We start from the raw sequence: 13,721 nt of genomic DNA, 5'->3' as shown, positions 1-13,721 counted from the left end.
CAGCAGGGCCGCCAGGGTGGCGGGCTCGGCCGGGTTGAGGAGCTGCTCGTCGTGGCCGAGCAGCTCGGTGTACCACAGGTGCAAGCGGCGCAGGCCGCCGAAGCCGCGATCACCCTTCTCATGATGGTGATCATGCCTGGGCTTGATCACGTTCGGAACACGGGCCGGATGCGATGGTCCACGGGACATCCCGGCCACCGGCCCGTCCTGCCCGGTACGCCGTAAGCCGCCACGATCGAAGGCGATCAAACTTCTGACTCTTTCTGATCGATTCATAACGAATGTGATCGATGCGTGACGGTTCATTTGCGATCTCGTTACAGAATCTGATCAATCTTTGATCACTCCGGTTCTCGCCCGGTCTGCCGGAGGACGGCCCGCCGATCCGCCGTCACCGCCCTGTACGCGTGCTTCCACCCCCCGATGGAGAGATCCATGCAGACACGCAACCCGATACGAGCCGCAGTGATCGTGCTCGTATCCGTCCTCGTCGCGGCGTTGCTCGCCGCCCAGCCCGCACACGCGGTCCCGGCGAAGACACCGCCCCTGTCGACGCCGTGGACCGGCCAGGCCCTGAGCGGAACGCCCCTGCCGGAGTATCCCCGGCCGCAGATGACCCGCCCCAACTGGATGAACCTCAACGGTGAATGGCAGCTGCGGCAGTCGGCGACGGACGACGCGCCGCAGTTCGGCCTCACCCTGCCCGAGCGCGTCAACGTCCCCTTCCCCGTCGAGTCGGCGCTGTCGGGCGTCATGCGCCCCATCGCCGACAGCCGCTACTACCTGTACTACCGCCGGACGTTCACGGTGCCCGCCGGGTGGGCCGGGCGCCGCACGCAGCTGCACTTCGGCGCCGTCGACTGGGAGGCGACGGTGTGGGTCAACGGCCGGCTGATGGGCACGCACCGCGGCGGGTACGACCGCTTCGAGTTCGACATCACCGACGCCCTCAACGGCGGCACCAACGAGCTGGTCGTCAAGGTCTACGACCCCACCGACTCCGGCCACGGCGGCAGCCACCCGCTCATCGGCAAGCAGACCCGCAGCCCGTCGGCCATCTTCTACACCCCCGTGTCCGGCATCTGGCAGACGGTGTGGCTGGAGCCGACCCCCGCCTCCTCGATCTACAGCGTCGATCTGTATCCCGACCTGGGCGACGACACCCTGCGGGTGCGCGTCTTCACGCGCGGGAACGTCAGCGGCCACTCCGTCCTGGCCGAGGCCGTGAACGGCACGACGGTCGTCGGCACCGCCACCGGCGCGTTCACCGACTTCAGCGTCCCCGTCCCGAACGCCCGCCGCTGGAGCCCGGACGACCCGTTCCTGTACAACCTGCGGATCTCGCTGCGCGACGGCTCCGGTCAGACCGTCGACCGGACCACCCACTACTTCGGCATGCGCGAGGTCGGCACGCGCCTCGTCAACGGAGTGCTGCGGCCGACGCTCAACGGCGAGTTCGTCTACCACCTCGGCACGCTCGACCAGGGCTACTGGCCCGACGGCCTCTACACCGCGCCGACCGACGCCGCGCTCGCCTTCGACCTGCAAAAGCACAAGGAGCTCGGCTTCAACATGGTGCGCAAGCACATCAAGGTCGAGCCCCAGCGGTGGTACTACCACGCCGACCGGCTCGGCCTGCTGGTGTGGCAGGACATCCCGTCGATGCAGGCCTTCAGCCGCGACGTCACAGCCGCCCACACCCAGCAGTTCGAGACCGAGGCCAGGGAGATCGTCGACGAGCACCGCAGCTCGCCCGCGGTCGTCGCCTACGTGCCGTTCAACGAGGGCTGGGGCGAGTGGAACCTCGCCGACACCCGCCGCATCATCCAGAACGTCAAGAACCAGGACCCGACCCGGCTGGTCAACGGGCACAGCGGATTCAACTGCTGCGCGTCGCTGGGCGACCCCGGCAACGGCGACATGATCGACTGGCACGTGTACACCGGTCCGGACGCACCGGCCCCCTCCGCGACACGCGTCTCGATCCTGGGTGAGTTCGGCGGCCTCGGCCTGCGCACGCCCGGTCACGAGTACAGCCCGCACGGCGGCTTCTTCGCCTACGAGCACCAGGCCGGCGCCGCGCAGCTCAACGACCGCTACACCGGCATGGTCCGCGACCTTCGGGAACTGGTCGTGAAGAAGGGCCTGAGCGGGTCCGTCTACACCGAGATCACCGACCTCGAGGGCGAGTACAACGGCCTGATGACCTACGACCGGCGGGTGCAGAAGGTCGACACGAACCAGGTGCGCGCCGCGCATCAGGACCTCCTGGCCGTGGCCCGCAACCAGAACGCGACGCCGCGGCTGCCGCTCGGCCACGTGCGCTCGTTGCGGGTGACGACCCCCGGCCTCACCGACCGGTACCTGCGGCACGCCGGATCCGTCGCGCGCACGGATGTGATCACCACGGCGAGCCCGGACCTCGCCCGCCAGGACGCCTCCTTCCGTACGGTGCCCGGCCTGGCCGACGGAAGGTGCTATTCGTTCGAATCGGTCAACTACCCGGGCCGCTATCTGCGGCACGCGAACTCGGTGGTGCGCACCGACGCCGCCACCGGGGGCTCGTTCACCGCGGACGCCACCTGGTGCGCGCGCCCGGGCCGGTCCGGCACGGGCGTGTCGCTGGAGTCGCTGAACTTCCCCGGCGCCTTCCTGCGGCACCACGCCGACAACGTCTACCTGGCCCGGCCGAGCGGCCCCAACCCCTTCGACGGCGGCGCCTCCTTCGACGCCGACGCCACCTTCGACGCCGGCGGCCCCGCCCTGTGGCGCAGCGGGGTCGTCCTGCCCGTGGACGTGCGCCGGTCGCTGCAGGTGCAGACGTGGGGCTTCACCAACCGCTATCTGCGGCACGCCGACAGCCTGGCCTCCACCGAGGTCGTCGACGCCGGCAGCGGCGCGCTGCTGAAGAACGACGCCACCTGGACCATCCGCCGTGGCCTGGCCGACTCCGGCTGCTATTCCTTCGAGTCGGTCAACTACCCGGGACGGTACCTGCGCCACGCCGACTCACGCGTGCGCATGGACTCCAACGACGCGAGCACGCTGTTCGCCCAGGACGCGACGTGGTGCGCGCGGCCCGGCCTGCAGGGGGCCGGGGTGACGTTCGAGTCGATCAACTATCCGGGTTCGTACCTGCGCCACTACGACTCCGGGGTGTGGTCGGCCGGCGGTACCGGCGCCACCTGGAACCGTCCCCAGACGCTGAGCGCCGACAGCACCTGGAACATCGCGCCGCCGTGGGCGCCCTGACGCCGTGAGGAGGCCGTGACGCCGTGAGGGGCGGCGCCGTCAGCACCCCGCGGGGTGCTGACGGCGCCGCCCGCCGTCGTCCGGGCCGGGGCGGGTCCGTGAGCGGAAGGTACGGCGGTAGGCGTCCGGGGGCACGCCGACCGTGCGGTTGAAGTGCCGGCGCAGTGTCGTGGCGGTGCCCATGCCGGTGGCCGCCGCGATGGCGTCGACGCTGTCGTCGGTGGTCTCCAGCAGTTCCTGGGCGTGGCGGATCCGCTGGGTCAGCAGCCACTGCAGCGGGGTGGTGCCGGTCACCGACCTGAAGTGGCGGCCCAGGTTGCGCGAGCTCATCCGCGCCCGGCGGGCCAGGTCCTCCACGCTCAGCGGACGGTCCAGGCGTTCGATCACCCAGGGGAACAGCTCGGCGAGGGGGTGGTTGTCCGGGGCGGGCACCGGGGTGGTGACGAACTGGGACTGGCCGCCGTCCCGGTGCGGCGGCACGACCAGGCGCCGGGCGACCGCGTTGGCGACCGAGGAGCCGCGGTCGAGGCGGACCAGATGAAGGCACAGGTCCATCGCGGCGGCCTTGCCGGCGGAGGTGAGCACGCTGCCGTTGTCGACGTACAGGACGTCCGGGTCCACCTCCACCCGGGGATGGCGGGCGGCCATGTCGCGGGTGTGCGCCCAGTGCGTGGTGGCGCGCCTGCCGTCCAGCAGACCGGCGGCGGCCAGCACGAACGCGCCCGTGCACAGGGAGGCCACGCGCGCACCGGCCTCGTGGGCCGCGCGCACCGCCTCCACCAGGCCGGCGGGCGGATCCACCTCGATGTCGGCCCAGCCCGGGACGATCACCGTGTGGGCGCGCGGGAGGTAATCGAGGCCCCGGTCGGGCTCCAGTGCGAAGCGGCCGGCCCGCACGGCACCCGGCCCGCAGACGACCAGGTCGTACCAGGGCCCGGCCACGCCGGCCGGGCGGGTCCCGAAGACCTCATGCGCCAGGGACAGCTCGAAGTGGAGCATTCCGTCGGTGACGGCCAGCGCGACAGTGTGCATGTCCGGAATTGTATGGGTAATGGCGTTCCGGACACTCGTGCGATGCGCCCGCCCTCGCAAGGATGGTCGCAACAGATCACAGCGGATCATCGAGTGCGGGGGAAGAAGTCATGGCATCGGGGCTCACGGTGGCGGTGTTCGGCGCGTACGGGCACACCGGGCGGTTCGTGGTGGCGCAGCTGCGGGATCGCGGGTTCGTCCCGGTCCTGTCCGGGCGCGACGCCGGCAAGCTGAAGGCGCTGGCCTGCGAGACCGGCCTGGAGGCCCGGACGGCGTCGGTCGAGGAGCCGGCCTCGCTGGATCGCGCCCTGGCCGGTACGGCGGCCGTGGTCAACTGCGCCGGGCCCTTCGCCACGACGGCGGTTCCGGTGATCGAGGCGGCGCTGCGCGCCGGGATCCCGTACGTGGACGTGGCGGCCGAGATCGAGGCCAACGCCGACACCTTCGCGCACTTCGCCGGCCGCGCCCGCGCCGCGGGAGCGGTGATCGTCCCGGCGATGGCCTTCTACGGCGGCCTCGGCGACCTGCTGGCCACCGCGGCGATGGGCGAGTGGACGGCGGCCGAGGAGGCGCACATCGCCTACGGGCTGGACAACTGGCACCCCACCGCCGGGACGCGCGCCTCGGGCGCGGTCTCCCGGCAGCGGCGCGACGGCCGGCGCGTGCGTTTCGCGAACGGCCGGCTGGAGTACCGCGAGGACGCCGCGCCGGTCCTGGAGTGGTCCTTCCCCGAGCCGGTGGGCCCCCGGGCCGTCATCGGGGAGTTCTCGATGGCCGACGTCGTCACCGTCCCCAGCCACCTGCCCATCCCCGAGGTGCGCACCTACATGACGGTCGAGGCGGCCAGGGAGGTCTCGGCCCCCGACACCCCGGCGCCGTCCCCGGCCGACGAGTCGGGACGCTCGGCGCAGACCTTCCTCCTCGACGTCGTCGTGCGCTCCGGCGGCGCTGAACGGCGCGCCGTGGCCAGGGGCCGGGACATCTACGCCGTCACCGCGCCGCTCGTGGTGGAGGCGGTCGACCGCATCCTCACGGGCCGGACCAGGACCGTCGGCGTCGCCTCCGCCGGTGAGATCTTCGACGCGCCCGACTTCCTGCGCGCGCTGTCACCGTACCTCTCCGTGGAACTGCGTTCGTAGCGACCGGATCGTGTCCCCGTCAGCGTGCGGCGTCCAGGACCGGTTTCACGTCGAGGACCGGGGTGCCGTCGACGGCCTCGAGATCGGCCACCCGCACCCGGAGGCCGTCGATCGCGAGCACCCGCACGCGGTGCAGGCCGATCGGGTTGGGCCGGTCGGAGGAACGGGTGCTGAACACACCGGTCAGCGGGTTGCGCGGATCGTCGCGCGGATGTACGGCCAGCACGGACCGGTCGGCCAGGTGCAGCCATGTGAGGACGAACACCTCCTCGCCGGCCGTGAGATCGCCGATGCCGTCGGCCATCGCGGGATCGAACACCAGCCAGGCCTCGGGACCGCCCTCCACCCCCTGCTTCGGAGCGCTCGCGGGATCCACCAGGGGCGACTCGACGACCCCGATCGGACGAATCTCGTACGTCATGACTCCTCCATACCGTGGGCCGGCCCGATGCGCCATCGGGATCCGGTCGGCTACGGACGGGCCTGCGGAAGATCTTGACCGGTGGCGCGTCCGGTGAGCCGTTCGTAGCGCTGGCGGGCGGCCTGCGGGCTGCCCAGGCCGAGACCGAAGGCGATCTCCTGCCAGGTCATGCCGCGCCCCCGGGCCATCTCCAGCAGAGCGGCCTCCAGGTCGTCGAACTCGGCGCGGACGCGTGGGAGCAGGGTGAGCGCGGCCACCATGTCGGCCCGGTCCACCTGCGGTTCGTCGTCCTGGACCGCGGCCGCGCCGGAGAGCAGGAAGGAGACGAGCCGTACGGCCTCGTGCGGGCCGAGAACGTCCGGATGCACCTGGCGGTGACGCTGCTGCGCGGTGGCCGCGTGGCGATCGGCGATCCGGAACAGGGCCTCGGCCTCACGCCGGGCCCGGGTCGTGCCGGGATCGGGCGCGGCGAAGGGATCGTCGGCGGAGTGCTCGGCAGAGTGCGCAGTGGGAGCCATGTCCCCACAGTGCCGTATCAGTGATCATGTTGTCAACACAATGTTTTGAACGTCTTGTTCAATGCCGATCGGGGGCGTCCCACCGGCTTCCCCTGAAGCTGAAACCAGAGTTACAGTAACCGTGGTTTCATTAGGGAGGGGACATGAGCAGGACGGTGCTGTTCGTCTGCCCGCACGGTGCGGGCAAGAGCCGGATCGCCGCGGCCTGGTTCGCCCAGGCGGCGCCGCCGGGCTGGACGGCCACGACCGCCGGCCTGACACCGCAGCCGCAGGTCAGCCTGCACGCCCCGCGGCTGCTGGCCGGCGGCGGCGCCGAGCACCTGCTGGATCGGCAGGTGCCGCGCCCGCTGTCGGCGATCCCCGATCCCGCTCTGACGGTGGCCATCGACTGCCCGCCCGGCGCCGTTCCCGGTGCGCTCGAATGGCGGCTGCGCCATGCGGACTTCGACGAGCACATGGCCGCCGAACTGCGTGATCGGGCGCGGAGCCTGGCCCGGGAGCTGGCCCCGTGAGCGCCCCGGCGTTCCGCTCTTGCGGTACGGCGGGGCAGTGGGTGCTGCTGGCCTACCGCATCCCCCGCCAGCCCTCCACGCTGCGCATCACCATCTGGCGCAAGCTGGACCGCCTCGGCGTGGCCCGGCTCGGCGACGGCCTGGTCGCGCTGCCGGCCGACGCCCGCACCCGCGAGCAGCTGGAGTGGATCGCCGAGGAGATCGGCGAGATGGGCGGCAGCACCACCATCTGGCTGGCCGACCCGGGCAGCGCGGCCCAGGAGCAGGCGATCGCCGACGGCATGCGCCGGGCCCGCACCGCCGAGTACCAGGCGGTCATCGTCCAGGCTCAGGCGGCCGGCCGGGCACGGCCGGGCGAACGCGCCCGCACCGCCAAGCGGCTGCAGGCCGGGCTGCGCCGCATCGGCCGCCGGGACTTCTTCCCCCCGGCCGAACGCGACGCCGCCCATCTGGCCGTGCGGGAACTGACCCGGCAGGACAGCGGTGCGGCCACCGCCGAAACGACCGCAGGAAGGCAGCAGCCATGAAGTGGGCCACCCGCGCCGGGGTGCACATCGACCGGGCGGCGTGCGCCTGGCTGATCCGCCGCCACCTCGACGCCGATGCCGAGTTCGTCTTCGTCGACGACCCGGCCCGGGTCCCGCCCGAGGCCACCGCCTTCGACATGCGCGGGGTCGAGCTCGGCCACCACGGCGGCGACTGCAGCTTCGAGACCATCCTGCGCCGCCACGAGCTGACCGACCCGGTGCTGTGGAAGATCGCCGAGATCGTGCACGAGGCCGACCTCGACGATGAGCGCTTCGACGCCCCCGAGGCCCCGGGCCTGGATGTGATCCTGCGCGGACTGTCGATGACGTGCGCCGACGAACGCGTCCTGGAGCTGAGCGGCCCGCTGTTCGAGGGGATGTACGAGTACTACCGGCGGGCGTTCCTGCTCGGCCGTCCACCCGCCTGACCCGCCCGCCCGATCCACCCGCCCGATCCGACGGAAGAACTCCCGTGACCGATCCGCAGCCCGTCACCACCGGCCCGGCGCCCGCCGGGGATGTGATCCCCTTCCGTCAGGCCGTACGCGCCTGGTTCCTGATCTCCTTGCAGACCTTCGGCGGCCCGGCCGGGCAGATCGCCGTCATGCAGCGCACCCTGGTGGAGGAGAAACGCTGGATCGGCCAGCGGCGCTTCAACCACGCCCTGTCCTACTGCATGCTGCTGCCCGGCCCGGAAGCCCAGCAGCTGGCCGTCTATGTGGGCTGGCTGCTCAACGGCACCCGCGGCGGCCTGGTGGCCGGCATCCTGTTCGTGCTGCCCGGCATGCTGGCGCTGCTGGTGCTCTCGGCCGTCTATCTCCTGTGGCGCGACACCGGTCTGGTGGCCGCCCTGTTCGCCGGGATCGCCCCGGCGGTGCTGGCCATCGTCGCCCAGGCCGTCCTGCGCGTGGCCGGGCGCTCGCTGACCCACCCGATCCTCATCGCCGTGGCGGTGGCCGCCTTCGGCGCGCTGGCGCTGTTCGGCGTGCCGTTCCCCGTCGTGATCGCCGCGGCCGCGCTCATCGGCTGGAGCGTGCACAAGCTGGCCCCGCAGGCTTTCGGCGACGGCGCCGGGCACGGCGGCGACGGCGGGCCCGCGCCGCTGATCTCCGACGAGGCCCTGCACCACGCCCGGCCGTCCCGGCGCTCGGCGGGAAAGATCCTCGCCGTGGGATTGACCGTCTGGTGGCTGCCGGTGGCCGCGGTCGCCCTGCTCACCGGGACCGGCAGCGTCTTCACCACCCAGGGGTTGTTCTTCTCCGGCACCGCCCTGGTCACCTTCGGCGGCGCATATGCGGTGCTGGCCTTCGTCGCCCAGCGCGCCGTGGAGACCTACGCCTGGCTGAGCCCGGGTGAGATGGTGCGCGGCCTGGCCCTGGCCGAGACCACCCCCGGCCCGCTCATCATGGTGGTGCAGTTCGTCGCCTTCCTGGGCGCCTACCGCTCCCCCGGTCCCCTGACCCCATGGGCCGGGGCGCTGCTGGGCGCCCTGCTGACCACCTGGGTCACCTTCGTGCCGTGTTTCCTGTTCATCTTCCTGGGCGCCCCCCACGTGGAGCGGCTGCGGCACAACACCGCCATCGGCGCCGCCCTGACCGGCATCACCGCCGCCGTGGTCGGGGTCATCGCCAACCTGGCCCTCTACTTCGCCGAGCACACCCTGTTCGCGCGCACCTTCACCTGGTCCCGGGGCCCGTTCACCATCCGGCTGCCCGAACCCGGCACGCTCAGCCCCGCCGCCCTGGCGATCACGGTGGCCGCACTCGTCATGACGTTCGTGCTGAAGTGGCCGATGCTGCGCATCTTGGGCATCTGCGCCCTGCTGGGCATGGGCACCCTCCTGACGGCCCGATAGACGCAGTTCAGGCCAGGCGAATCGGCGGACCGGGGACCTCGGGAGCACGAAGGACGCGGAGCAGGACAGGCATCGCGGCCAGCAAGGCGATCCCTCGCAGCACGCCCGCGAGCAGGTACGGCGCGCGCAGTCCGAACGCGTGCGCCACCAGCCCGCCGACCAGCGCGCCGAGCGGGATCAGGCCCCAGCCGAGCATCTTGCAGACGCTGCCCACTCGGCCGAGCATCTGCGGCGGTACAAACTGCTGGCGGAGGCTGACGGTCACAATGTTCCACAGCACGACAGCGAAGCCGTCGACAGCCAGCAGGGCACCGAGCACGGTCGCATTCGGGCTCGGCCCGATCCCGACGAAGGCGACGGCGCTCACGATCAGACCGGCCGGGAGCGCGGCAGGCGCCCTGATCCTGTTGATGACGCGCGCACCGCTCAGGCCGCCGAACACACTGCCGAGTGCGGCACCGGCCAGCAGCAGGCCGTAGCCGCGCGCATCCAGGCCCGGCATCTGGGTGGCCAGCAGGACGAGAGTGGCATTGCCGAGCTGGCCGCAGAAGGTGTTGACCCCAGCAGGACGGCGAGCGCGAACAGCAGGCCGCCGAGCGGAACGGCCCCGGCGAACGCGCCATCACCGACGGCGCTGATGCCCGTCGCCCACCACAATCGCCAGTAGGTCCCAAGCAGGCGGGGCTCGGTGACCTGCGTCGCATCCGGTGTCATGCCGGGATTTTGCGGCGTCGGCCGTCGCCGCGACAGCTTTTAGCCCGCTGCTACATAGTCGGTCCATCGCGTTGAGGATCGATCTCGGCGTGGCCGAGCTGGCGACGACACGATTGGCGATCTCGCCGCTGTCGGAGACGGTGGCCGGCCTGCAGCAGTTGAGCGGCCGTTATCGCAACCCGCTCAACCTATGGTGGCTGCGGTGGGCATCCGACGAGCTCGCTTGCCATCCCCTCGAGCTGCCGCGTACCTGGCCGCTGCCGGTGAACGACCGGCCGAGCTGGCCGGAGTTCCTCCTCCCCGCTCCACCCGGCGCATCGGCGTCGATCGATGACGCTCTGGCCGCGCTGCAGCAGACAACGCCGCATCAGGTGCGTGCCGGTCTTCGGCGCGTGTTCGGAGAGGAGCTCCCCGGCGCCGCCGCCGCGCTCGCCGCGCACCCGGCGGCGGGCCTGCGGGCGATCGCCGTGGAACTGCGCGCGGCGCATGAGCGGCTCATCGCGCCGCACTGGCCGCGCATCCGGGCCGTCCTGGATGCCGATGTCATCCATCGCGCCAAGCAGCTGGCGGCGGGCGGCGCCGAGAAGCTGTTCACCGACCTGCACCCGGACCTCCAGTGGTGTGATGGCCGGCTGAGCCTGCGGGGCGCGCACTGGCGGACCGAGCATGTGGTCGATCGCGGCCCGGGTGGGCTGGTCCTCATGCCCGTCGTGCTCGGCCCACCCCACGTGATGATCAAGAAGAGTACGTCCGCGCAGACCACGGTGCGCTACCCGGCGTGGGGCGTCGGCGCGTTGTGGACCGCGGGAAGGCGCCCGCCGGCGAGGAGTGCGGTCCGGCTGCTCGGCCGGGCGCGGGCCTTACTGCTGGAGGCGCTGCGCTCTCCCGCCACGACGACGGAGTTGGCCCGGGCGCTGGGCGTCACGCCCAGCGCCGTGTCCCAGCATCTCGGCGTGCTGCGCGCGAGCGGGCTGGTCGCACGTGAGCGGTCCGGGCGCACCGTTGTGTCGGTGGGGCGCAGTAGATTCCCCGCATGCCACAGCCCGGATTCACGCCCCTGCGGATCACCCGCCGCCTCCTCGGCAGATCGTTGAGTCTCGCCGTGCGGGAGTGGGCACGGGCCAACGGATATCCGGTCAGTCATCGGGGACGGGTCGCAGACGAGATCGTGGAAGCGTTCTTCGCCGCCAACCCTGACGTTTGCGAACAGGCCGGGACGATCGAGCTCGTACGCGCTACGACGAGGACGCCGGGCCCGTCGCCGGAGGATTTCGCCTGGCAGAAGGACGGCCCGCTTGGCCCGATCTACACCGTCGTCTTCGCCCGGGGGATCGACGAGGACGAGGTGCTACGCCGGCTGGGTGCGGCCGCCGAGGACATCCGCACGGTCCTCGACGAGGATCACTCCTATCCGGAAGGCTCTCAGATCATCACCGTGGCCCGGATCGGCAACTGGACCGTTGCCGTCGAAGAGGACGGCTGGCGTGGAGCGGACTCCGGAAGACTCGCCCGCCTGTCAGATGAGGGCGGCGAGGCCGTGGCGGTGATGCGGCACGACTACGCTGCCCGGCACCACCTCGCCCATGCCGCCGACGGGACGCTCATCACCGACATCGACCCGACGTTCCCGTACCACCGGCAGGGAAGCGACCCGGACCGGCTCAACGATCATCTGCGGAACCTCGGCATCGATCCGGACGCCACCGACCAGATCGACAATCCCATCGAGGCGGCCCTGGCGATCGCGGCTCGCGTCACGGGCGTCGTCCTCACCCAGCGGCATCTTCGCCGGCCACTCCTTGGCGCGGCCATCCCCAGCGCCCACTGACCGGCCTGGCCCCGAGGACACCTCACAGGACTACGGGCTTGACGCTTGACACTGCAGAACGTCCTTCCTCCCCCGCCGATAATCGCAGCCCGCAGAGGCAGGCGCCATGACCGCACTGAACCTGCCCGGCACCGGCCCCTCCGCGGCCCGGCGCACCGTGCTGACCCGCCGCATCCGGCTGCTGGTCGCCGCCGCCATCACCTACAACGTGATCGAGGCGGCCGTGGCCCTGACTGCCGGCGCTCTGGCGTCCTCGGTCGCCCTGATCGGCTTCGGCCTGGACTCCATCGTCGAGGTGGCCTCGGCCGCCGCGGTGGCCTGGCAGTTCTCCGCAACCGACCACGAGCGCCGCGAACGCGCCGCGCTGCGCGTCATCGCGCTGTCGTTCTTCGCGCTGTCCGCCTACGTGGGCGTCGACGCGGTCCGGGCACTGCTGGGAGCCGGGCAGGCCGCCCCCTCCGCTGCGGGCTTGATCCTGGCCGCGCTCAGCCTGCCGATCATGCCGCTCCCGTCGTACGCCCAGCGCCGGCCCGAGACGGCCGGGAGCAGGGCTGGGACGGCGGCCAAGGTGAGCAGGCCGATCGGGATGTAGACGATGAAGACCCACGGTCAGCTCAGATACTCGGTGATGACGCCGCCGAGGAGGACTCCGGCGGTGCCGCCGCGCTCGAAAAACCCGAAGGCGTCGGCGACGATGTGAAAACAAATCCCGGCATCCGATCGTCAGACAGCACGACCGGCGGCACGCGATCATTGAGCACGTCCGCTTGCGCGGGCGTGGGTGAGGTCGCGAGCCGGTGGGGTAGAGCCGGATGAAGCGCACAGGAAGGAGGCCGGCATGCCCGAGCCTGAAACAGGCGGTACCGACCCCTTCGACCTGCCGACCGTCCCGGTGATGCGCCGGCGGGCTGATTCGATGTCCGAAACAGCAGCGGCCATGGCCGGCCCGGCGGGGCCGTGGCCTATCAACGGCGATCTCGCCGGCATGCGCCGGCAGGTGCACCAATGCGCGATCAGCGCCGGTATGGATGCCCACAGCGCGGCCGACCTGGTGGTAGCGGTGCACGAGGCCGTGGTCAACGTGCTGGAGCACGGCGGCGGGCGCGGCACGGTGAGCATCACCTGCCAAGACGGGCAGCTGATCGTTGAGGTGACCGACGCCGCAGGCGTGCTGGAGCCGGCGCATCTGCCAGCCGGCCCACCGGTCCCGGGCCGCGGCCGGGGCGCCGGCCTGTGGCTGATCCGCCGGGTATGCGATGCGGTGGTCATCGACCGGCGGCCCGGCGCATCGCAGCTGCGCATGAGCATGAAACTGGCCTCCGCCTAAAGGCAAGCCCGGCACACCGCAGCCACCGCGTGCGGTGGAAGCGCCATGGGCGTGATCCCCCTCAAGGCGGCCGGAGGCTCACCCGGTGAGCAGGTGCTCCAGGCGCGGGTCGGGCGGGAACAGCTGCGTGAGCTGGGTCAGCTCCAGCAGCCGCTGCAGATAGCCGTGGGCGTGGGCCAGGCGCAGCGACCCGCCGGCCGAGATGGCGCGGCACTGGCCGGCAATCAAGGTCTGCAGCCCACGGGAGTCGCAAAATCCCAGGCCTGCGGTATCGACGACCAGGTGGCTGCGGCCGCGGGCCAAAGCCTGGTCGATCGCCTGGCGCAGGTGATCGGCGGTCAGGGCGTCAACCTCGCCGTCCAGGGTGATCACCGTGAGATCCGGGTGATCGGTGATCGTGAGCGACAGCATGGTCATCCGGGGAGCTTCCCCATTCCAGCGGCCATCGATGCCAGCCGGCCGGCAAGACGCCGATCAGCGGTAACCGCTTGCTCTACCGTAGGCCCGCAGCGGGGGTGCTGACACCCCTCCATGACTTCCCTTCCTGAGTGCGGCCCTCCGCCCTTCTGCGAGGCGGTCGGCCCCAGCGCGCTGCT

At 71.6% G+C, this 13,721-nt stretch carries 14 protein-coding genes and 1 pseudogene; 10 read left to right on the top strand and 5 right to left on the bottom strand.

Annotated elements, in window-relative coordinates:
* Positions 1-435: 435 nt before the first annotated feature.
* Positions 436-3,252 carry an AbfB domain-containing protein gene (locus tag Pta02_RS40030; RefSeq protein WP_203880274.1) on the top strand — a complete coding sequence of 939 codons (2,817 nt, stop codon included), beginning with the start codon at positions 436-438 and terminating at the stop codon, positions 3,250-3,252.
* Positions 3,253-3,291: 39 nt separating this feature from the next.
* On the opposite strand, the gene Pta02_RS40025 is transcribed toward Pta02_RS40030, so the two are convergent.
* Positions 3,292-4,284, bottom strand: coding sequence for a helix-turn-helix domain-containing protein (locus Pta02_RS40025; protein WP_203880273.1), 993 nt, complete (start codon positions 4,282-4,284; stop codon positions 3,292-3,294).
* A 110-nt stretch (positions 4,285-4,394) separates the two neighbouring features.
* Here Pta02_RS40025 and Pta02_RS40020 point away from each other — a divergent pair, with 110 nt between their 5' ends.
* Positions 4,395-5,423, top strand: coding sequence for a saccharopine dehydrogenase family protein (locus tag Pta02_RS40020; RefSeq protein WP_203880272.1), 1,029 nt, complete (start codon positions 4,395-4,397; stop codon positions 5,421-5,423).
* Between the two features lie 19 nt (positions 5,424-5,442).
* Here the strand turns inward: Pta02_RS40020 and tsaA are convergent, their stop codons facing one another.
* Positions 5,443-5,844, bottom strand: a complete 402-nt coding sequence (tsaA, locus tag Pta02_RS40015) for a tRNA (N6-threonylcarbamoyladenosine(37)-N6)-methyltransferase TrmO (protein WP_203880271.1) — start codon at positions 5,842-5,844, stop codon at positions 5,443-5,445.
* A gap of 50 nt (positions 5,845-5,894) precedes the next feature.
* Positions 5,895-6,362 carry a DNA-binding protein gene (locus tag Pta02_RS40010; RefSeq protein WP_203880270.1) on the bottom strand — a complete coding sequence of 156 codons (468 nt, stop codon included), beginning with the start codon at positions 6,360-6,362 and terminating at the stop codon, positions 5,895-5,897.
* 143 nt (positions 6,363-6,505) lie between these two features.
* Here Pta02_RS40010 and Pta02_RS40005 point away from each other — a divergent pair, with 143 nt between their 5' ends.
* The 4 genes from Pta02_RS40005 to chrA are packed head-to-tail and all read left to right on the top strand — an operon-like array spanning position 6,506 to position 9,256.
* Positions 6,506-6,874 carry a hypothetical protein gene (locus Pta02_RS40005; RefSeq protein WP_203880269.1) on the top strand — a complete coding sequence of 123 codons (369 nt, stop codon included), beginning with the start codon at positions 6,506-6,508 and terminating at the stop codon, positions 6,872-6,874.
* Positions 6,871-7,401 carry a Chromate resistance protein ChrB gene (locus Pta02_RS40000; protein ID WP_203880268.1) on the top strand — a complete coding sequence of 177 codons (531 nt, stop codon included), beginning with the start codon at positions 6,871-6,873 and terminating at the stop codon, positions 7,399-7,401. The genes Pta02_RS40005 and Pta02_RS40000 overlap by 4 nt, the downstream gene beginning before the upstream one ends.
* Entirely contained in the window at positions 7,398-7,829 is a 432-nt protein-coding gene (locus Pta02_RS39995; protein ID WP_203880267.1) for a chromate resistance protein ChrB domain-containing protein, read from the top strand. Before Pta02_RS40000 ends, Pta02_RS39995 begins: the two co-directional genes overlap by 4 nt.
* 44 nt (positions 7,830-7,873) lie before the next feature.
* Positions 7,874-9,256 carry a chromate efflux transporter gene (chrA, locus tag Pta02_RS39990; RefSeq protein WP_203880266.1) on the top strand — a complete coding sequence of 461 codons (1,383 nt, stop codon included), beginning with the start codon at positions 7,874-7,876 and terminating at the stop codon, positions 9,254-9,256.
* A 7-nt stretch (positions 9,257-9,263) separates the two neighbouring features.
* Here chrA and Pta02_RS39985 read toward each other — a convergent pair.
* Positions 9,264-9,794, bottom strand: a pseudogene (locus Pta02_RS39985) (MFS transporter); the annotation flags it as partial.
* A 265-nt stretch (positions 9,795-10,059) separates the two neighbouring features.
* On the opposite strand from Pta02_RS39985, the gene Pta02_RS39980 reads away from it, so the two are divergent.
* From Pta02_RS39980 to Pta02_RS39965, 4 genes are all read left to right on the top strand, one after another.
* Positions 10,060-11,064, top strand: a complete 1,005-nt coding sequence (locus tag Pta02_RS39980) for an ArsR/SmtB family transcription factor (RefSeq protein WP_239131590.1) — start codon at positions 10,060-10,062, stop codon at positions 11,062-11,064.
* Entirely contained in the window at positions 11,004-11,798 is a 795-nt protein-coding gene (locus tag Pta02_RS39975) for a DUF6461 domain-containing protein (protein ID WP_507763426.1), read from the top strand. The genes Pta02_RS39980 and Pta02_RS39975 overlap by 61 nt, the downstream gene beginning before the upstream one ends.
* A gap of 106 nt (positions 11,799-11,904) precedes the next feature.
* Positions 11,905-12,390, top strand: coding sequence for a hypothetical protein (locus Pta02_RS39970; RefSeq protein ID WP_307837524.1), 486 nt, complete (start codon positions 11,905-11,907; stop codon positions 12,388-12,390).
* Positions 12,391-12,636: 246 nt separating this feature from the next.
* Positions 12,637-13,125: an ATP-binding protein gene (locus tag Pta02_RS39965; protein ID WP_203880263.1), complete on the top strand. Its 489-nt coding sequence runs from the start codon at positions 12,637-12,639 to the stop codon at positions 13,123-13,125.
* Between the two features lie 78 nt (positions 13,126-13,203).
* Here the strand turns inward: Pta02_RS39965 and Pta02_RS39960 are convergent, their stop codons facing one another.
* Positions 13,204-13,542: an STAS domain-containing protein gene (locus Pta02_RS39960; RefSeq protein ID WP_203880262.1), complete on the bottom strand. Its 339-nt coding sequence runs from the start codon at positions 13,540-13,542 to the stop codon at positions 13,204-13,206.
* Positions 13,543-13,721: the final 179 nt, after the last annotated feature.

This window comes from Paraplanobispora takensis (genome assembly GCF_016863195.1).
Classification (GTDB): Bacteria; Actinomycetota; Actinomycetes; order Streptosporangiales; family Streptosporangiaceae; genus Planobispora; species Planobispora takensis.
This window is presented reverse-complemented; position numbering and strand designations above follow the sequence as displayed.

Coding starts and splice junctions, on each gene's coding strand:
- Pta02_RS40030 (WP_203880274.1), top strand. CDS start 436: ATGCAGACACGCAACCCGATACGAGCCGCAGTGATCGTGCTCGTATCC.
- Pta02_RS40025 (WP_203880273.1), bottom strand. CDS start 4,284: ATGCACACTGTCGCGCTGGCCGTCACCGACGGAATGCTCCACTTCGAG.
- Pta02_RS40020 (WP_203880272.1), top strand. CDS start 4,395: ATGGCATCGGGGCTCACGGTGGCGGTGTTCGGCGCGTACGGGCACACC.
- tsaA (WP_203880271.1), bottom strand. CDS start 5,844: ATGACGTACGAGATTCGTCCGATCGGGGTCGTCGAGTCGCCCCTGGTG.
- Pta02_RS40010 (WP_203880270.1), bottom strand. CDS start 6,362: ATGGCTCCCACTGCGCACTCTGCCGAGCACTCCGCCGACGATCCCTTC.
- Pta02_RS40005 (WP_203880269.1), top strand. CDS start 6,506: ATGAGCAGGACGGTGCTGTTCGTCTGCCCGCACGGTGCGGGCAAGAGC.
- Pta02_RS39995 (WP_203880267.1), top strand. CDS start 7,398: ATGAAGTGGGCCACCCGCGCCGGGGTGCACATCGACCGGGCGGCGTGC.
- Pta02_RS39975 (WP_507763426.1), top strand. CDS start 11,004: ATGCCACAGCCCGGATTCACGCCCCTGCGGATCACCCGCCGCCTCCTC.
- Pta02_RS39970 (WP_307837524.1), top strand. CDS start 11,905: ATGACCGCACTGAACCTGCCCGGCACCGGCCCCTCCGCGGCCCGGCGC.
- Pta02_RS39965 (WP_203880263.1), top strand. CDS start 12,637: ATGCCCGAGCCTGAAACAGGCGGTACCGACCCCTTCGACCTGCCGACC.
- Pta02_RS39960 (WP_203880262.1), bottom strand. CDS start 13,542: ATGACCATGCTGTCGCTCACGATCACCGATCACCCGGATCTCACGGTG.